The organism is Neobacillus drentensis NBRC 102427, from assembly GCF_001591445.1.
GTDB lineage: Bacteria > Bacillota > Bacilli > Bacillales > Cytobacillaceae > Neobacillus > Neobacillus drentensis.
Genome location: NZ_BCUX01000017.1, coordinates 104,346 through 122,491, shown reverse-complemented (window position 1 = coordinate 122,491; position 18,146 = coordinate 104,346). Strand labels below are relative to the sequence as shown.

Here is an 18,146-nt window from a genome sequence, read left to right as displayed (position 1 = left end):
GTTAAAATTCGCTAATATGTTGATATATCAATAAAAAACCCCCTAAGTTGGATCTATTTGTCCAACTCAAGGGGGTCACTTCAATTCAAGTGCGTTTTCCTATGTTTTTTACAATGTTTGCACCTCTAAAGTAAACCGGTGAACAAATTCCAATCGTTGGTTTGGTATGTTATTTTTAAACAAGAGAAGGTGTTTTTAGTACGAATTCTTCTACAACCTTTGCGACACCATCATTCATGTTGGTGTCGGTCACAAAGTTAGCTTTTTCTTTAATGTCGTCTGGAGCATTCCCCATCGCAACACCAAGCCCGGCAAATTCTATCATCGCCAGGTCATTATAACTATCCCCGATGGCGATGACTTCTTCGCGCTTAACCCCTAGTTTTTGAATCAATTGGCTAAGGCTGGTACCTTTCGTGACGCCTTGCTCTGTAAATTCTAAAAAGAATGGCTTAGAGCGCATGACACTAAGCTGACCTGCTAACTCTTCCTGCAGTTTTTTTTCAAGCATAGCTAGTTTGGCAGGTTCTTCAAGCATAAGGACTTTTACCACAGGTTCGGAGACTGCTCCCACAAAACTTCCAACCTCCACTACTTCTAAGCCAGTAATCTCTCCTTCAATAGTGGTGAATTGGTTTCCAGCCTCGGTGATGATTTGGTCTCCAACATACGTATGGATCCATACATCTTCGCGTCGGCTTAGTTCATATAAATGGTTAACTACGTCGGGTGATAACGTGCTGCTAAACAGTTCCTCACCAGTTTGGCAGTTGGTTATTTTCGCACCATTGAACGAAAGGATAAAGCTTCCGTAATGATTCAAACGAAGTTCTTCCGCAATAGCATACATGGCTGAGGTTGGACGGCCGGAAGCTAACACCACTTTCACACCTAATTCTTGTGCATCCATAAGGGCACGCTTTGTGCGTTCTGAAATGGTATGATCGTCCTGTAAAAGTGTATCGTCTAAATCAAGTACAATCATTTGATAAGGCATTCGTGATATTCTCCTTTATACATTATATTTCATTTAACTATCTTACTATAAATCTAGTGAAAAACGTATAAACAATTGAATCCAATTATTAGCGGGCAGAATAATTTTGAATAGGGGAAGTTCTTATTTTTTTTAAAATGTGTCATACTTAAGTGAACGTAAGTGATGAAACTAAAGCAAGTACTGGAGGCACTTCAAAAATGAATCGATGCGGTTGGGTTAATCAGGACCCATTATATATTGAATATCACGACCGGGAATGGGGAATTCCTGTTTATGATGATCGGCTGCTGTTTGAGTACTTAAATCTCGAAGGAGCACAGGCTGGCCTTAGTTGGTATACGATTTTAAAAAAGCGAGAGAACTACCGACAAGCCTTTGATAACTTTGAAGCGGAAAAAATTATCCAATATGATGAAAAGAAAATCGAAGAACTGATACATAATGAAGGAATTGTCCGTAATAAGTTAAAAATCAATGCAGTTATTACCAACGCACATGCGTTTTTGAAAGTTGTGGAGGAGTTTGGTTCATTTAGAATGTACATATGGTCATTTGTGGGCGGTAAGCCGATTCAAAACCACTTCCGTGAAATGAAAGATGTTCCGGCTATTACGGATATTAGCGATAAATTAAGTAAGGATTTAAAGAAGCGCGGCTTCAAATTTGTTGGCTCGACTATCTGTTATGCATTTATGCAAGCAACAGGCATGGTGAATGATCATATTGTCACCTGTGGATGTTATCAAAAAGCTGTTCAAATGCAGAATTAAAGGAAAAAAGCGATTATCCCATCTGGGATAGATCGCTTTCTTTAGTTTGTGTAAAGAAAAAGATGAAGATGGAAATCGACAATAAAAACAGAAAAATCTCTGCTTTTGATGGCTCGAACGTTGGGAGGTCTGTTAAGGACATAATGACCACTTCCTTTTATATTAGAATAGAATTTCGGGATCGATATTAAAATGGTCAGAGACAATCCAGCGAAATTGTGTAAAGACTTTTTCTAAATCAGGCAAGGTAGGTTCGTGTTTTGCAACCCCAAAAATAGGTCCGGTAATATTAAAGCTAAATCTTCCTGGACCTAAAAAGATACCTGACACATTGGTCTGATCACTAATCAATAGTATAGCTAAAAGGATATCCCCAAAGTCCAATAACAAACTCAATGTTTTATTTCCGGATTTACCTTCTAAACGCTCTATACCTGTTAGCGGTCCCCCGACCGAAAGAGCAAATCCTCCTGGTTCTACGATAAGTCTAACAACTGTTACTTGACCGGTTAATAATAAAAACGCCGTAATAATATCAATCGTTCGTTGGATGGTTATAACTGTTTGTAGGCTATTTTCTAAGTCGCAACTACTTTTCAACGTTTTTCACAACCTACTCATATTAAACTCTTCATGGACAACGATCATGATTAGGACAGAACTCTATGCAGCTAAAGGATATCTTTGTATATTATGAAATTCATAGAAGGATGCTCCTCATTTTACAAAAATAAAGCCCATCACAACCGTGATGGGCTTAATTGGCATTTCTAAGGCTTGCTTATGACTGGACAGGTTTATCAAGCGCGAAGTCTGAAATGGGCAATGTAATAATCTTGCCGCCAATTTGAACATGAATCGTGTCGTTGAAAATGGCTTTCACAATTCCCTTTAAGGAGATGGTTGAATTGACAGAGACTTTTTTTGATTCAGATTGGTTTGCCACATGATCAACGCCTTTCGAAAATTGATAGAAGAGTATAAGCTTTGAACAGTAAAATCAATAAAGATACATTAAGTTATTCGAAAAAGATATGATAATCTCCTGCAAAAGCAAAGGAATTTTTATAAAAAAATCGGTCATGTTCCGATCCATCTATTTTGCAAAGGGGTGTTAAACAATAATAGAGAGCTAACATGAACCGTAGTTCAAGTATCTCATTATTGAAGTGGTCTGTCAACAAAAAACATGAACTGTGGTTCAAATTTTAAAATAGTGGTATGATATATTTGAGGTGATAAAATGCCAGACCATGATGACTTAATGATTGGTGAATTTCCCTTTCTTCCAAAACAGGAACGGGCGCAGCAAAAAAGAAATGCATTACTTGAAAGTGGACAGACTTTGTTTATTTCCAAGGGGTATGAGCAAACGACAGCTAAGGAAATTGCTGCCCATGCAGGGGTTGCTACTGGTACCTTTTATCGATATTTTTCAGATAAACGTCAACTTTTAATGTCATTATTAGAGGATAAATTAGACAAGCTATTGCCGCCTGAACCGACCTGGGTTTCTTGTGATCCTGTCTCATTATTATCATCGCTTTTAGAAGCCCATAATAAACGCCTTAATGAGTTAGGGATACAGCGTGTGCTGCCTGAGCTAGTGCTGAAAGATCCTAGTGTTGCTGAATTTTTGGGTGAGGCACGAAGGAAAATTCATTCGAGAATTTTATTAGGGCTAAAACAAGCGGAGGAAAAAGGATTGACCTGGGAGGATCTAGATTTAGAAACTGTCTCGTGGGCAATTTTAGTCATCGTGGAAAATGGTCATGAGAAAGAGAGACAAACTGGCAAAAGAGCGGATTTTCAAGAAATTTCGAAAGTAATTTGCCGGATGGTTTTTCCACCAAATGTCCTGCAGCAATTGCAACATGCGGATGAAACGAATAATCGAAATAACAGCTAGAGAGGAAGTAACTGGTGAACTTTGAACATAGTATTGACATGAAAGAACTTAAAGCTCTTAAGGTTGAACTGACGAGGTTTATGATGGCTTATAAGTTTGCGTTAGACGAAATGAACACTAAAATTAACATTCTTAAAGAAGAGTTTAATTATATTCATGATTATAATCCAATAGAACATGTAAAATCACGGTTGAAATCACCAGAAAGTATCTTAAAGAAAGTCTATCGGAAAGGCTATGACTTTTCATTACCAGTCATTAAAGAAAAAATCAGAGATATTGCGGGTATTAGGATTACATGTTCCTTTATTTCAGATATATATAAATTGAGTAAGATGCTCGATAATCAAAAAGACATACGAGTGGTTGATTATAAGGATTATATAAAAAATCCGAAGCCCAATGGTTACCAAAGTCTTCATTTAATTTTAGAAATTCCGATCTTCATGTCTGACCGAGTGGAAACAACGAATGTAGAGGTACAAATTCGGACAATTGCGATGGATTTCTGGGCAAGCTTAGAACACAAAATCTATTATAAATATAACCAGGAAATTCCCGGACATATGATAGATGAATTAAAAGAAGCTGCCACAATGGCAGCAGAACTTGATCGGAAAATGGAAAGGCTTCACAAAGACATAATAGATATTAAGCATGCAAATCAAGAAGAGGACGGAGAGCACATGGTATTGACTATAGAAAAAGATAACATTCATATTCCATTCTTAGAACCACTCCGCCCTAAAAAGTAAAAATTTAAGTGGCATATTTTAACTGGTATATACCTGTTAACGTTTATTACCTAAAGAAAGCGGTGTCGATATGATAAATGATCAAGTAAAGGATTTTATGGTGAAGGAAGTTATTTCAGCTAGTCCAAGTACTTCGATTAAAGAGGTAATGACCATGTTTGTTAGGGAGAAAATTGGTGGGCTACCGATTATCGATGAGAATGGTGTCCTTCGTGGAATTGTAACCGATGGAGACATTTTGCGGGCGATCAGCCCAGTAGATCGTCGGATTCATGATTATTTCTCTTTAATCACATATGTTGCAGAGGAAGGATTGGAGGATCGTCTAAGTGAATTGGCTGACAGGGAAGTAATTAGGATTGCAAAAACCCACGGAATCTTAACGGTCTATCCTCAGGATGAAATGAAAAAAGTTGTTTCGCTATTGTCGAAGCATCATTTTAAAAAACTTCCTGTTGTTGATAAGTCCAATCATGTAGTTGGTGTAATTAGCAGGGGAGATGTCATTCGCAGAATTCAAGAAACAATTATTAATGAATTGAACTGATTTTTTTATATAAAAATAATAAAAAGCCCTTCATTTCGAAATGAAGGGCTTCTTTGGGAAAAATATAATGTTGCAATATCATAAGCAAGAAATGACTAAATTATTGGACTGGTTTTTCAAGCAGGAGCTCTGATGCCGGGAGCGTAATAATTTTCCCGCCTATTTGCACATGAACGGTATCGTTGAAAATGGCTTTTACAATTCCTTTTAAAGAAATGGTCGAATTAACAGAGATTTTTTTCGCTTCAGCATTGTTTGCCAAATTAACCAACACCCTTCAAAATAGTTTTGTAAATATTATATATGAAGAAAAGTAAATAAAGCCAGAATAAATAATCAGAAAAGTTAAAAAATATTAAAATTCCTTTAGATGCGAAAATAAATGATTTCTTATACATATGTATGAAGCGAAGGAAAGGTGAGGAATCTACATTACAGCCGGACATTTTCCCAAGTTATGTTATAATTATCCCAAAAAGGAGGCGGACGGACGTATGTCAAATGAAGTTGGGAATGAACAGGAACTTTTTGATGATAACTGCTGCTCACATGAAGGCAGTGATCGCAAGAGCCATCATCCGGATAAAGTAAAAAATAATCTTGTCACAAGACTAAATCGAATAGAAGGACAAATTCGCGGCATAAAAGGCTTAATTGAAAAAGATACCTATTGTGATGATGTAATTAACCAGATTTCTGCCACTCAATCCGCCTTAAATAGCGTCGCCAAAATACTGCTTGAAGGTCATATGAAGAGCTGTGTTGTCGAAAGAATTCAGGAAGGTGATTTTGAAGTTTTAGACGAGGTACTGGTAACTATTCAAAAATTAATGAAAAAGTAATCCGATTATTGATGTTACTAGGATATTAATTACTAATCTCAAAGCTGGAAAGCTCACTACCTGAGTAGCTTCCCAGCTTTATTTTTGTGGAGAATAAATCTTTGATAGAACGGTCAATCCATTTAAGAATATACTATCTACAAGGAAAGGTGGGTGGATATGTTTTTCTTGGTGATATTTCTTATAGGACTGGTCTTACCATTTATTTTAATAAAAATTGACGCCAGCTGGATCATCTGGAGTCCGGCTATTATCTTTTTTTTTGCAGCAATTATTACAGTTATAAAGGTATTTATTTTCCCGGGCGAAGGAATGGCGGATTTAGCTGAGCGCATTTATGTAATGATTTTTGGTGCAGCTGCAGCCGGTTCCATTATTGGCGGGGGAATCGTACATTTAATTAAAAGTAAAAAATAAACGCTTTTTTTTTTAGAATTGTAGGTTCGTAGATTTGTATTCGCTCATTGAAGCGCGGGATTAGCTTATAAAATTCAAAAATTCGCCCATTGAGGGGTTCTATTGGCGAATTTCTAAGTTCTATCAGCGAATTTACAAGTTCTATCGGCGAATTTCTAGGTTCTATCAGCGAATTTACAAGTTCTATCAGCGAATTTCCAGGTTCAATCAGCGAATCAACAAAAGTGCCCAACTTTTAGCATCCGCGCTCAAAAAAACTAGACCTCAGCATGAGGTCTAGTTTTTTTTATAAAGTGATAGAATTTGATTTTGAGAGATTGTTTGTTTCAGGTACACGAAGGAGGATGATGCCGCCAATGATGAATAGGACAATTAAGCTGAACACTCCGCTGTTGGTATTGCCTGTCATCTGTGCGGTAAAACCAACCAGGAAAGGTCCTAATATCGCTGCAAATTTATAAAAAATACTATAGAAGCCAAAGAACTCATTAGCATGTTCCTTTGGAACAAGTTTGGCAAAGTAGGAGCGGCTTAACGCCTGGATACCACCTTGTGAGGATGCCACAAGCATCGCTAAAATCCAAAAATCTAAGGTAGTTTTTAAGAAATACGCATACGTACAAATGACTATATACACAAAAATTCCCACCAGCAGCATGGTTTTGCCTTTAAATTTATCAGCTAGCTTCCCATATAAAATCGCAAAGGGTGCGGCAACAACCTGTGTCGCAAACAAGATAATCAGCAGGTTATTAGAAGTAATTCCTAAGTCAGACCCGTAGGCTGTCGACATGGTAATAATCGTATTCACTCCGTCAATGTAAAAGAAATAAGCAATTAAAAATAGAAACAAGGGACGATACAATTTAATTTTCTTAAATGTTTCAAACAGCTGTTTAAAGCCATTGGAAATAGGATTTGGTACCGGATCCTTATAATAAACCTGCTTGACATTTTTCAGCATCGGTATCGTGAATAAGCCCCACCATAAGGCGGTAATCGCAAATGCAGCCTTACTTGCGACTGTAACGGAGAAGGGGAGAATGTTTTGCTGCGATAATATTATTAGGGCAATACTGATGATGAACGGGATGGTGCTTCCGATGTAACCCATTGCATAGCCTCGTGAAGAAATCTGATTCATCTTATCTTCCGTTGTTACGTCGACAAGAAAGGCATCGTAAAAAATATTGGTTCCCCCAAAACCGATAACGGTAATCATGTAACAAATTAATAATAATAGCCATTGATTTGTAGGGACAACCGCAAGCAGTAAGGTAAAGATAATCCCTAATGCAAAGAAAAAAGTGAAAAACCGTTTCTTAAATCCTTTGAAATCCCCGATACTTCCTAATATTGGGGCACAAAGGGAAATAAGCAGGGTGGCAAACGAATTAGCATATCCCCAATAAGCAGTCGAAGTGGAGCCTTCAAGTCCTGCTTGACTCGCCGCCGCCTTAAAATACAAAGGGAAGATGGCTGTTGTGATTAGGATTGAATAAGCAGAGTTAGCCCAATCATAGAACACCCAGCCTTTTTCTTCCTTTGACATCCGACTCATAGATTTTCCCCCTTTTTAATTTCCAAGATTTCTTCAATAGCCCTTCCATCTGTCTGGCCTAAATTAACTCCTAGAAGCCTAGCAAAGGTTGGACCTTCATCAATGAGGCGGATAGAAGGCAGGGTGATAGATTTTATCCCTTTTCCTGCTGCGATAAAAATAGTCCCATAATTTTCTTTCTCGGGTGAATAGCCATGACAAGCTAACGTGTATTTATGATCAGTGATTACGTCCTCCTTTGTGATGGTTTTGATAAATTCCCCCTCAAAGTCTTCTAAAAAGTAAAATCCTTTTTGGGCCTCGACCATAAAGGCACATGTTCCATCGGCTCCTCTTTCAGCAGCCTGTTCGCCAATAATAACGCTTTCAATTCCATTTTTAGGATCATTACATAAAGATTCTAGTAATCGTTTTACTTTTTCATATGTTGCTAAGTCGTGTGGATCTTTAATGTAAATATATGCAGAGCCATCACAACTTTTACAATAAGCCTTCCAATTAATTATTGTCCCTTTTCCATTAGAGGTGATTAGATTTTGCTCATGGAAAAGAACATTAAGGTTGACTGCTTTATTTTCATCTAACGCACTATGATCTCCTAAGGCCACTATCGTGGAGTTTTCGTAGATTCCGCTTTCCTTTAACGCTTCAAGAATTCTCCCGAGTCGCAGGTTGTGGCGATGAATGGCTGCGATTGCTTCTTCAGATGAAAAGCCATGATAATGGCGCTGTGTATCTAAATCGGTAAAGTGGACCATCAATAAATTCGGTTTCTTTGACTTAATCGTGTCAACAGTTGATTCCAAGACGAAATCATCTAATGACGGCTGGTTAAGGCCTTTCCGAATATGACCGTAGCGTTTATTTAGCTCCCACTGAAAGCGGGGACTGCCACTCAGCAGCGAAACAAGAATCTGATTATGCCAAGGGCGGTTTGCAAAAATTTCGGGCATATTATAGTCAATCTTTGCTTTTGCTGTAACTGGCCATAATAGGGCGGCTGTCGTCATATTTGCTTTTTTTACTTCGTCATATAAAGTCGTACAACGAATACGATCTCTGTACCAATTCCAATCGGGAGATGCCATGCCTGGCTGCAGAAGAGTATTATTAATTACTCCATGTCGGTTTGGATAATTACCTGTCACGATCGTGGCATGACATGGATAGGTGACCGAAGGATATATAGATTCAACACTTTCTACATAAGCTCCGTTTTTTAATAGGGTCTGAAAGTGGGGAAGTTCTTTTAAGATGGGAATATCTAAGGCTGAAAGGCAATCAAAGGAAATGATAATTAAATGGTCGGTCAATCGATTCATAAAATGAATACCTCCGAAAATATCTGCCAGTTACTATAATTGTACTACAGGCAGGAGGAAATGGGAGATTTGTTACAGAATATTTACAAAATTTTTTAAAAGCATAGATTTATCAAAAGGTTTTTCTAGTATAATGATATTAGAAAATTTTGGATAATGGAGGTGTGGAGATGCCAAGTATTCGAAGTTATTTCTTCGAAAATGGAATTAAACTATCGGTAAAAAGAGCGCTGAGGAAGGGTATTTCTAATCGGGCGATGGATGAACAGCGGCAGATGCTCGACACGGTGGCAAGAAAATTAGGAAAACTCCCGAAAAACTGCAAGGTGGAGAAGCTTCAGATTGAAGGCTTATACGCTGAGTGGCTTTCTTCCGAAAACTTAGTGGAGGACAAGGTAATCCTATATTTACACGGGGGAGGTTATGCATTTTGTTCAGCTAATACGCACAGACCACTGGCAGCAAGCATTGGAAAAGCGGCTAGAGTAAAAGTCCTTTTTCCAGAATACCGTCTGGCGCCGGAACATCCATTTCCAACTGCCATTGACGACGCTGTCAATGTGTATCGTTGGCTCTTGCGTCAAGGTTATCAACCTTCTAATATTATTTTTGTCGGTGATTCTGCAGGAGGAGGGTTAAGCGTGGCTGCCACGTTGGTTTTAAGAGATCAAAATGAACCGCTCCCTCGTGCGATTGTTTGTCTCTCACCTTGGGTCGACTTAACAAGCAGCGGGGAAAGCTACCGGAAGAACAGTGAAGTGGATCCGTATTTAACACTACCTGGCGTAAAAGATGCAGCACGGATGTATGCGGGGAAGGAGAACCCCCTCGATCATCCGCTCATTTCCCCTGTCTTTGCCGATCTGACTGGCTTACCGCCTATATATATTCAGGCAGGGAATCATGAAATATTGCAAAGCGACGCGGAATTGCTCGCCCGCCAAGCACGTAAGACAGGTGTGAAGGTTTCCTTAAAAGTTTGGGATGGAATGTGGCATGTTTGGCAGATTAGTGGTCCTAGATTACCTGAGGCGAAAAAAGCTATCAATGAGATGGGTGATTATATAAAGAAAGTCTTCAATATTTGAAAACCAAAAACTCCTGCATCGCAACGTTACGTTATGATGCAGGAGTTTTTTACGTTATGTAGACACTATTTACCGCCATGAACATTATGAACAAAATGGTAGTTAAGTTTTTAATGCTGTTTAAATGAATAATCTATTAAATCCTCGGAATTTTTGTAAAATTAAGAAAACGTTTACAAAGGGGGAAATGAAATGTTTTCGATCAAAAGAATTTCAGCAGTAATGTGTGCAGGTGCTTTGGCATTAAGTTTGGGGGCTTGCAGCAGTAAAGAGACAGCAAGTACAAGTAAAAAAGAGGAAGGAACCGGTTATCCAACAAAAGCCATTAGCGTTGTTGCTCCATCTGGAGCTGGTGGAGGCTGGGATTTAACTGCTCGCTCGTTCACAAAAGTATTAAGTGAAACCAAGCTAGTCAAGCAGCCGTTAACAGTTGAGAATAAGCCTGGCGGCGGTGGAGCGGTTTTTATGGCTGAATATGCAACCCAGCAGGTGGAAAATAACGACATGCTCTTTGTCAATTCGCCGCCGATTATTATTAACAATTTAAAGAAGGAAGGAAATAGCCCATACGGGTATAAGAATACAACGCCATTAGCACAGCTTACGAAAGACTACGGTGCAATTGTTGTTAAAACTGATTCAAAATTTAAAGATCTAAAATCAGTCCTTGAAGAAGTGAAGAAGGATTCAACGAAGTTAACGTTTGCCGGTGGCTCCGCACCAGGCTCGATGGACCACTTAGTTTCCATTCTACCAGCCTTTAAATATGGGGTTGACCCAACCAAAATTAAATATGTTTCTTATGACGGCGGTGGCGAAGCGATTACGGCCTTACTTGGAGGAAACGCAGATGTTATTGGAACTGATGCATCGAGTGTAAAAGAATTCCTTAAAGCTGGAAAGGTTCGAGTGCTGGCAATTACCTCAGCGGAACGTTTGTCAGGCGATTTTAAAGATGTTCCTACTGCCAAGGAACAAGGTGTAGAAGCGGAATTTACGATTTGGCGCGGTGTATTTGGCCCAGAAAAAATGTCTGCAGAAGCAAAAGCTTATTGGGAAAAAGCCATTGATAAGTTAGTTCAATCCCCGGAATGGAAAAAAGAAGTTGAGACACAAGGCTGGGAGTTAGAGTATAAAAATGGGGCAGATTTTAAAAAGTTCTTAGCTGATCAGGAAACACAAGTACAGCAATTATTAGAAGCATTAGGAATGCAGAAGTAGGTAATCCAAGAGGGAAGGAACGGCTTTCTCCTTCCTTTATATTTTTTTGAAAAAGTTGGATGGGGGAGAATCGTGGATGGACATTAAATTTGATCGCATCGCTGCGATATTGTTTCTGGCTGTAGCCGTTTTATTTATTATCGGAAGCAGAAGTATTGCAAGTTCTTCCTATGGAAGTGTCGTTGGCCCGGATATTTTTCCGTTTTTTCTCGGAATAATGTTAGCAATCTTAAGCATTCGATTATTTTATGAAACATTTAACGGAAAAAAGCAGGAAAAGAAAAATGAAAAATTGCAGTATAAGCCTTTTCTCATCGTCTTGATCGCCACATTGGTTTATATTTTAACACTAGAATCTGTTGGCTATGTAATTACAACCTTTGTATTTCTCTTTGTCTGCTTTCAGACAATGGAACGAGCAAAATGGCTGACCTCACTAATCATCGCCGGCTGTTTTTCTGGACTTGTCTATTTCATCTTTGTCGAAGTATTAAAAGGAACACTTCCAGGGTGGCCCATTTGGTTTTAGTCGAGGTAATGATGGTGTCAGGCACCATGTTTTTTTCGAATGAAAGGGGGAAATGGATTGAATACTCTTGATTATTTGCTGCACGGTTTCGGTACGGCACTTATTTGGTATAATTTACTTTTTGCTTTTGTTGGAGTTTTGATTGGGACCGCTGTCGGGGTATTACCCGGGATTGGTCCGATGAGCGGAGTTGCGTTGCTTATTCCTGTTACCGCTTCCATTACGGGAGGGCTTCCCCCGGAGCAAGCGGCAACTAGTGCCATTATTCTCCTTGCCGGTGTCTACTACGGAGCCATGTATGGAGGTTCAACTACTTCTATTCTATTAAATACGCCGGGAGAGTCTTCGTCGGTAGTCACAACATTGGATGGATATCAGATGGCTAAGAAGGGACGAGCAGGGAGTGCATTATCGATTGCTGCGATCGGTTCGTTTGTGGCTGGAATTGTTACGTTGATCGCGCTTATTGCCTTAGCGAAACCTTTATCAGATCTAGCGCTAAAATTTGGACCTGCTGAATATTTCTCGCTTATGCTCCTAGGACTCGGAGCTGTTAGTGGGTTGGCTGGAAAGTCTGTTACAAAAGCATTAATTATGACCGTAAGTGGGCTGCTGCTAGCTACGATCGGTATTGATAATGTTTCAGGGATCGGCCGTTTCACTTTTGATATTCCCTGGTTATACCAAGGAATTGAATTCTTGACGATTGCCGTAGGATTATTTGCCCTTGGGGAAGTTTTCAAAACCATCTTAGAAAAAGAGGAAGAAGATACACAAATGGCAAAGATTAATAATTTGCTGCCTTCTAAAGAAGAGTTGAAAGAGTCTGCCGGACCGATTGCCAGAGGGTCGATCTTAGGATTCTTTATCGGGATTTTACCCGGTGCAGGCGCAACTCTCGCATCCTTTTTTTCTTATATTTTAGAAAAAAAGATTTCCAAAGACCCATCGAAATTTGGAAAAGGAGCAATTGCCGGTGTGGCAGCACCAGAATCTGCGAATAATGCCGCCTCAGGAGGAGCAATGATCCCATTATTAACATTAGGTATCCCTGGATCAGGTACTACTGCGATCCTGATGGGGGCACTGATGATGTATAATGTTCAGCCCGGACCGTTATTGTTTGAAGATCATCCCCAGGTAGCATGGGGGTTGATTGCTAGTATGTTTATTGGAAATATCATGTTGTTAATTCTCAACCTTCCGCTCGTTAAGGTGTTTGCAAAAATCATTCAGACACCCAAGCAATATTTGATTCCAATTATTATTGCCATTTCTATTTTCGGTGTTTATGCGGTTCAAGTTTCGGTTAATGATCTGTTACTACTAGTAGGTTGCGGTTTAGTTGGCTATTTTCTAAATAAACATGATTACCCAATCGCCCCATTGGTGTTAGGACTTGTACTGGGTCCAATGATTGAGAATAATCTGCGCAGGGCCTTAACGATTTCAAATGGAGATTTTGGACCGTTTTTCACCCGCCCAATTTCTTTAGGTTTCTTAATTATGACCGTTCTTTGGCTAGTTATTCCGGTCATTATGAAAATGAGAGGAAAAAGTGTCGTTATAAATGAAGAAGCTTAAATAATGTAAATTTCAGATTATTACAAAAAACTCCTTTTTCTAAGGAGTTTTTTTCTATATGATGTAAGTAGAGGTGCTTGTATGCGATTACATACAAAATTAATGTTGGGTATTTTTATATTAATCATCCTTATCGGCGGGATTTTTGAAATAACTTTTAAAAATATTATGGAATCCAATCTTAAACACGAAAAAGGAACGAAAGCCTTATCTGTGGCACAGTCCATCTCCAATATGCCAGAGATTCAAAAAGCTTTTTCTAGTTCCGACCCGGCTGCCATTATTCAACCGCTAGCAGAAAAAATAAGAAAACAGGTTGGTGCGGAATTTATTGTTATCGGAAATCGAAACGAAATACGCTATTCTCATCCAGAGCCTAACCGAATTGGACAAAAAATGGTTGGCGGGGATAATGCCCGAGTATTTAAAGGAGAATCGGTCATCTCTGAATCGATTGGAACCCTTGGGCCCTCTCTACGGGGAAAAGCTCCTATTATTAGTGCTGGCAAAATAATTGGTGTCGTTTCAGTAGGATATCTTCAAACGGATATTGAAAAAGAAGTTGCAAAGATTAGAAGTAAAATTTTTATTACAACGATGATTATTTTACTTGGAGGATTACTAGCTGCACTATTAATCTCTTTAAATATTAAACGAGCGATTTTCGGACTGGAACCAAAAGAAATCGCTTGGATGTACCAGGAGAAACATGCCATCTTAGAATCCATCCATGAGGGGATTATCGCCATTGATACGGACGGGCGAATTACAGTCGTCAATGAAACCGCACATAAAATTCTCAAGGTACCGAATGACGTGCTGCTCCGTGGCAAAAGGATTGATGATGTACTTGAAAATACGCATCTTTATGAGGTGGTTCGGACGGAGCAAGCGGAGTATGATCGGGAATTGACCATTTCAGACGAGGTCTTCTTGGTGAATCGTATTCCTATTTTTAATAAAAAGGAAGAAGTAATTGGGGCTGTTGCCAGCTTCAGAAATAAATCGGAGCTCTCCAATCTAATGCAGGAATTGTCCCATGTGAAGGCATATGCAGAAGGCTTACGCGCTCAGACACATGAATATTCAAACCGTTTGTACACACTTCTTGGCTTGATTCAGCTTGGATCCTATAAAGAAGCGATTGATTTCATTTCCAAGGAAGTGGATGTCACACAGGGTTTCATAAGCTTCTTAATGAAGGAAATTCCTGACCCTATCATTGCAGGATTTATTTTAGGTAAAGCTAGTTTATCCAGTGAGTTAAAAATTAATTTTACTATCGACCGCGAGAGCAGCTTTAAGGATATTCCAGCGGAAATCAGTAGAGATGCGTTAGTGACAATAATCGGTAACCTTGTTAATAATGCTTTTGAAGCTGTCAGAGAGAATGAGAAGGAACAAAAGAAAGTTTCTTTGTTTCTAACAGACTTAGGAAAAGACCTAATTATCGAAATTGAGGATAACGGGAAAGGTATTGACACGAGCATGGGTGAACAAATTTTTCAAGCTGGCTTTTCGACCAAAAGTCATCACAGCAATGCCGGAATCGGGTTAAGTCTTGTTAAGGAGTCGATAAGGGGATTAGGCGGATATATTACTTTTTCCTGTCAAGAAGGTGAAGGGACAATCTTCACAGTAGCGATACCAAAACACAGGGGGTGTTTGAATGAAGCGGAATTCGGATATCGAAGTGTTAATAGTTGAGGATGACTTACGGATTGCAGAAATTCAAAAACGATTTATTGAACAGATTGCTGGTTTCCAAACAGTCGGTATTGCAGCTAGTTATCTAGAAGCAAAGACTTATCTTGATTTATTACAACCAGACCTTATTTTGTTGGATGTATATTTTCCAGACATGAATGGTATTGATTTGCTTAAGGAAACAAAGCAGCAAAGTAAACAAATGGATGTCATCATGATTACCGCCACAAAAGAGATTGATAAGGTTCAAGAGGCGATCAGCATTGGTGTGTTTGATTATATTATTAAACCGGTCGTTTTTGAGAGATTCAAACAATCGCTGCTGAGGTATCAGGAATATTATACAAAGCTAGTGGAAATGAGGAGTGAAAATCTCGATGTTACCCAACGGCAGGTGGACAAGCTGCTGCGAAAAGAAATAGAACCATCTCTAAGTGAAAAACCATACCTGCCGAAGGGGATTGATCCGCTTACACTTGAAAAGGTTTTGGAGGTCCTTTCAAAGGTTGATTGCGGGTTAACGGCGGAATGGGTGGCCAAAGAAATAGGTGCCAGCCGAACAACAGCCAGAAGATATCTAGAACATCTAATGGCCGAGGAGAAAATTGCCGCGGATTTATCCTATGGAACCGTGGGTCGTCCTGAACGGGTTTATTTGGTAAAAGGCGCATCCAAACAACATAATCATTAAAAACAAAGAAGGCTCAAATGGAGCCTTCTTAACGTTTAGAGTGGAGATTATTGGAAATTTGCTCTGCTGATATCGACAAAAGTCCAAGATTGTTGTTGGTTTCGATTATTGAGCTATTTCTCAAAAACTGGTACCTTAATTGATCCTTCCATAAAAATGGTCTAGAAACATCCTCCTCGTCCACATGTGTAATCGTATAAGAAGGGTCACAAATGCGGTGGATATCCTTCTTCTTTCTTTTCATAGAATTGACGGTAATCACCGTTTTCATCATTGAACCCCAAATACCGGAAAAACTCATATTTTTAAAAGGGCTGCTCGTAAACTGGTGGACATCCAGCTCTCGGCCATCGGCAAATGTTACTGTGGCTTTGACGGCGGAGGCATAATGGACGTCACCTGATAGAAAAATACACTGTGAGGGATTCCACTCCGCCACTTGGTTGAGTAATTCGGTGAAGCCTCTGCCGTTATATTTCCACGCTTCGAAATCAAAGGATGTTTGCACATCTACCCCTAGAACTTTAAAAGGATAAACAAAATCGTGCAGGAAGGACTCGATTAGACCCATGCCATAAACGGGTGTCGCTGAGACAACAATCAGTGGAGTTTTCCTATTCCAGTCGCTGGTGAGTAACTTGTTTGTTACATGTGACCAGCCAATTTCACTAAGAAGCTGTGGTGTACTGGTTGTTTCTTCAATGATTTGACCGAATTTCACTGGCTGGGGCTCTAAATCATACTCCCGTTGTGTTCGTGTGTCTAGAAAAACCGCTTTAGGGTGGGTAGGTGCGACAAAATGCCAAGAATTGAAGTTCCATAGGTTTATAACCCATTTTTCATGTTTTGAAGTTAGGATGTTCCCATTCCGTAATGTTTTCAAATAGGACTTCATGAGTTGAAGAAAGTCATCTTCAAAGGTATCCGGATCGTTCCCCCAGCCTTGAAAGGCCCAGTAAGCGGTGAGCCCATTGGCAATTACATGCCGGCCTAAAAGTGCATTAAAGACATTGGTTTTCCAGTTGGCTGTTATGTTCCAATCATCGGTAATGTCGTGGTCATCAAAGATCATGTAGGTTGGGATATTGGCGAGCAGCCTTCGAACCGAATAAAGGGATGGAGGAGTGGTTATCAATGTTTCCTCTTGTTCGAGATAGCGAGACTTGAGTTGATTTTGATCCGTCTTATATTCCTTTCGATTCCGCTCTTCATTCGGAAAGACAAAATGGATCAAATTGTCATTTTTCGCTTCGTCAAAAGATTGAAATAAATGCTGCTCCTGTGCTGCCTCCCAGAGCACAGGACTCCAGGATAATAAATACATGGCAGAAAATTCGCCCAGTTTCATTAGATGGTTTTGTGATTGTGAGGAAGTAAATTGGCATAAGTTTTCAATGATATATTGTCTGCCGTTAATCTGGGTGAGTGCTGTGCGGAAAGGTTCTCGATCAAGACGGCTGTCGACTTGGTGAAGGGGTTCCGTTTGTCCTATTAATGCATCACCTAAACTGGAAATTATCCTAATGATTGGATTGGCAACATCATCGGCATATATTTGATCTCCCATGAGAAATAGAGAGTCAGGACGATTATTAATATTTTCATATTCTTGCTTAAGAATAGTATCGGCAAGGGCGAGAGTATCTTCACCAGCACCATGGAGTTTTCGACAAGAGCCATATAGGATATTGCTCTTCGTTTCCCCGCTTTTTATATGAAAAGTAGGGTATTTAAAGGTACCATATACAATTGATTCGGGATGATCAGGGGTAAGAAGTTGTAGACTCTCTAAATCATGCAACTCAGAATTGCGTTCGAACTGTAAGTTGTAACCAAGAAGAGTATCTAAGGGAAAGGTTCCGTTCATCGGCGTGACTTTTACGAGATTTATATATAGTTGTTTTCCCAGCTTTATCGTGGTCAATTCATTAACAGTCTCGAGAGTGTGATAATGATAATCCTGATCCCCGCTGATGTTATCAATTTTATATAATTCAGCATTTATCTGATACGGTTTGCTAGTCGCAATCCAAATATAAATACGTGTCGGTTCAACTCTTCGTAAAATAGGACCGGATAAGATCAAAGGAAACTCAAAAAGATTCATATCTCCACCTCATCTATTAATTCCTTCCATTTTATTCAAGGAATTGGTGCTTGACACCAATGTGAATTGTAATAATATTGCTAATATTTACACGGG

At 39.3% G+C, this 18,146-nt stretch carries 19 protein-coding genes; 12 read left to right on the top strand and 7 right to left on the bottom strand.

Going from position 1 to position 18,146, the window contains the following annotated elements; genetic code table 11:
• Positions 1-175: 175 nt before the first annotated feature.
• On the bottom strand, positions 176-997 hold the full coding sequence (locus BDR01S_RS10515; RefSeq protein WP_066253659.1) for a Cof-type HAD-IIB family hydrolase: 822 nt from the start codon (positions 995-997) through the stop codon (positions 176-178).
• Between the two features lie 200 nt (positions 998-1,197).
• Here BDR01S_RS10515 and BDR01S_RS10510 point away from each other — a divergent pair, with 200 nt between their 5' ends.
• On the top strand, positions 1,198-1,770 hold the full coding sequence (locus BDR01S_RS10510; protein WP_066253661.1) for a DNA-3-methyladenine glycosylase I: 573 nt from the start codon (positions 1,198-1,200) through the stop codon (positions 1,768-1,770).
• Positions 1,771-1,932: 162 nt separating this feature from the next.
• Here the strand turns inward: BDR01S_RS10510 and BDR01S_RS10505 are convergent, their stop codons facing one another.
• Entirely contained in the window at positions 1,933-2,370 is a 438-nt protein-coding gene (locus BDR01S_RS10505; RefSeq protein WP_066253662.1) for a hypothetical protein, read from the bottom strand.
• 181 nt (positions 2,371-2,551) lie between these two features.
• The gene (locus tag BDR01S_RS25750; protein WP_169801433.1) at positions 2,552-2,716 is read right to left on the bottom strand and encodes a hypothetical protein; all 165 of its coding nucleotides are present in this window, start codon (positions 2,714-2,716) and stop codon (positions 2,552-2,554) included.
• A gap of 297 nt (positions 2,717-3,013) precedes the next feature.
• On the opposite strand from BDR01S_RS25750, the gene BDR01S_RS10500 reads away from it, so the two are divergent.
• The 3 genes from BDR01S_RS10500 to BDR01S_RS10490 all read left to right on the top strand — a co-directional run bounded on the left by BDR01S_RS10500 (position 3,014) and on the right by BDR01S_RS10490 (position 4,981).
• The gene (locus tag BDR01S_RS10500; RefSeq protein ID WP_066253665.1) at positions 3,014-3,679 is read left to right on the top strand and encodes a TetR/AcrR family transcriptional regulator; all 666 of its coding nucleotides are present in this window, start codon (positions 3,014-3,016) and stop codon (positions 3,677-3,679) included.
• A 38-nt stretch (positions 3,680-3,717) separates the two neighbouring features.
• The gene (locus BDR01S_RS10495) at positions 3,718-4,434 is read left to right on the top strand and encodes a GTP pyrophosphokinase (protein ID WP_066259937.1); all 717 of its coding nucleotides are present in this window, start codon (positions 3,718-3,720) and stop codon (positions 4,432-4,434) included.
• Between the two features lie 70 nt (positions 4,435-4,504).
• Positions 4,505-4,981, top strand: a complete 477-nt coding sequence (locus BDR01S_RS10490) for a CBS domain-containing protein (RefSeq protein WP_066253668.1) — start codon at positions 4,505-4,507, stop codon at positions 4,979-4,981.
• A gap of 100 nt (positions 4,982-5,081) precedes the next feature.
• On the opposite strand, the gene BDR01S_RS25745 is transcribed toward BDR01S_RS10490, so the two are convergent.
• On the bottom strand, positions 5,082-5,243 hold the full coding sequence (locus tag BDR01S_RS25745; protein ID WP_169801432.1) for a hypothetical protein: 162 nt from the start codon (positions 5,241-5,243) through the stop codon (positions 5,082-5,084).
• Positions 5,244-5,475: 232 nt separating this feature from the next.
• Between BDR01S_RS25745 and BDR01S_RS10485 the strand changes: the two genes are divergently transcribed.
• Both BDR01S_RS10485 and BDR01S_RS10480 read left to right on the top strand, forming a co-directional pair.
• Entirely contained in the window at positions 5,476-5,823 is a 348-nt protein-coding gene (locus BDR01S_RS10485) for a metal-sensitive transcriptional regulator (protein WP_066253670.1), read from the top strand.
• A gap of 159 nt (positions 5,824-5,982) precedes the next feature.
• Positions 5,983-6,240, top strand: a complete 258-nt coding sequence (locus BDR01S_RS10480; protein WP_066253672.1) for a hypothetical protein — start codon at positions 5,983-5,985, stop codon at positions 6,238-6,240.
• Positions 6,241-6,526: 286 nt separating this feature from the next.
• Here BDR01S_RS10480 and BDR01S_RS10470 read toward each other — a convergent pair whose 3' ends face one another.
• Positions 6,527-7,801 (bottom strand): MFS transporter, encoded by a 1,275-nt coding sequence (locus tag BDR01S_RS10470; protein ID WP_066253678.1) that lies wholly within the window; start codon positions 7,799-7,801, stop codon positions 6,527-6,529.
• A complete protein-coding gene (locus tag BDR01S_RS10465) occupies positions 7,798-9,123 on the bottom strand; it encodes an alkaline phosphatase family protein (protein ID WP_066253682.1) in 1,326 nt (441 codons plus the stop codon). The genes BDR01S_RS10470 and BDR01S_RS10465 overlap by 4 nt, the downstream gene beginning before the upstream one ends.
• A 170-nt stretch (positions 9,124-9,293) precedes the next feature.
• On the opposite strand from BDR01S_RS10465, the gene BDR01S_RS10460 reads away from it, so the two are divergent.
• The 6 genes from BDR01S_RS10460 to BDR01S_RS10435 all read left to right on the top strand — a co-directional run bounded on the left by BDR01S_RS10460 (position 9,294) and on the right by BDR01S_RS10435 (position 15,943).
• Complete coding sequence (locus tag BDR01S_RS10460; RefSeq protein WP_066253686.1) at positions 9,294-10,211, top strand: alpha/beta hydrolase; 918 nt, start codon at positions 9,294-9,296, stop codon at positions 10,209-10,211.
• A gap of 192 nt (positions 10,212-10,403) precedes the next feature.
• Positions 10,404-11,432 carry a Bug family tripartite tricarboxylate transporter substrate binding protein gene (locus BDR01S_RS10455; protein ID WP_066253689.1) on the top strand — a complete coding sequence of 343 codons (1,029 nt, stop codon included), beginning with the start codon at positions 10,404-10,406 and terminating at the stop codon, positions 11,430-11,432.
• Positions 11,433-11,508: 76 nt separating this feature from the next.
• A complete protein-coding gene (locus BDR01S_RS10450; RefSeq protein ID WP_066253692.1) occupies positions 11,509-11,961 on the top strand; it encodes a tripartite tricarboxylate transporter TctB family protein in 453 nt (150 codons plus the stop codon).
• 57 nt (positions 11,962-12,018) lie between these two features.
• A complete protein-coding gene (locus tag BDR01S_RS10445; RefSeq protein WP_066253696.1) occupies positions 12,019-13,545 on the top strand; it encodes a tripartite tricarboxylate transporter permease in 1,527 nt (508 codons plus the stop codon).
• Between the two features lie 81 nt (positions 13,546-13,626).
• A complete protein-coding gene (locus BDR01S_RS10440) occupies positions 13,627-15,252 on the top strand; it encodes an ATP-binding protein (protein WP_066253697.1) in 1,626 nt (541 codons plus the stop codon).
• Positions 15,215-15,943, top strand: coding sequence for a response regulator (locus tag BDR01S_RS10435; protein ID WP_066253700.1), 729 nt, complete (start codon positions 15,215-15,217; stop codon positions 15,941-15,943). The genes BDR01S_RS10440 and BDR01S_RS10435 overlap by 38 nt, the downstream gene beginning before the upstream one ends.
• 28 nt (positions 15,944-15,971) lie before the next feature.
• Here BDR01S_RS10435 and BDR01S_RS10430 read toward each other — a convergent pair whose 3' ends face one another.
• Entirely contained in the window at positions 15,972-18,050 is a 2,079-nt protein-coding gene (locus tag BDR01S_RS10430; protein ID WP_066253702.1) for a metallophosphoesterase family protein, read from the bottom strand.
• Positions 18,051-18,146: the final 96 nt, after the last annotated feature.

Bases quoted from the DNA above. Each gene is read 5' to 3' on its own strand.
- BDR01S_RS10515 (WP_066253659.1), bottom strand. From the start codon at position 997: ATGCCTTATCAAATGATTGTACTTGATTTAGACGATACACTTTTACAG.
- BDR01S_RS10510 (WP_066253661.1), top strand. From the start codon at position 1,198: ATGAATCGATGCGGTTGGGTTAATCAGGACCCATTATATATTGAATAT.
- BDR01S_RS10500 (WP_066253665.1), top strand. From the start codon at position 3,014: ATGCCAGACCATGATGACTTAATGATTGGTGAATTTCCCTTTCTTCCA.
- BDR01S_RS10495 (WP_066259937.1), top strand. From the start codon at position 3,718: ATGAAAGAACTTAAAGCTCTTAAGGTTGAACTGACGAGGTTTATGATG.
- BDR01S_RS10490 (WP_066253668.1), top strand. From the start codon at position 4,505: ATGATAAATGATCAAGTAAAGGATTTTATGGTGAAGGAAGTTATTTCA.
- BDR01S_RS10485 (WP_066253670.1), top strand. From the start codon at position 5,476: ATGTCAAATGAAGTTGGGAATGAACAGGAACTTTTTGATGATAACTGC.
- BDR01S_RS10480 (WP_066253672.1), top strand. From the start codon at position 5,983: ATGTTTTTCTTGGTGATATTTCTTATAGGACTGGTCTTACCATTTATT.
- BDR01S_RS10470 (WP_066253678.1), bottom strand. From the start codon at position 7,801: ATGAGTCGGATGTCAAAGGAAGAAAAAGGCTGGGTGTTCTATGATTGG.
- BDR01S_RS10465 (WP_066253682.1), bottom strand. From the start codon at position 9,123: ATGAATCGATTGACCGACCATTTAATTATCATTTCCTTTGATTGCCTT.
- BDR01S_RS10460 (WP_066253686.1), top strand. From the start codon at position 9,294: ATGCCAAGTATTCGAAGTTATTTCTTCGAAAATGGAATTAAACTATCG.
- BDR01S_RS10455 (WP_066253689.1), top strand. From the start codon at position 10,404: ATGTTTTCGATCAAAAGAATTTCAGCAGTAATGTGTGCAGGTGCTTTG.
- BDR01S_RS10450 (WP_066253692.1), top strand. From the start codon at position 11,509: ATGGACATTAAATTTGATCGCATCGCTGCGATATTGTTTCTGGCTGTA.
- BDR01S_RS10440 (WP_066253697.1), top strand. From the start codon at position 13,627: ATGCGATTACATACAAAATTAATGTTGGGTATTTTTATATTAATCATC.
- BDR01S_RS10435 (WP_066253700.1), top strand. From the start codon at position 15,215: ATGAAGCGGAATTCGGATATCGAAGTGTTAATAGTTGAGGATGACTTA.
- BDR01S_RS10430 (WP_066253702.1), bottom strand. From the start codon at position 18,050: ATGAATCTTTTTGAGTTTCCTTTGATCTTATCCGGTCCTATTTTACGA.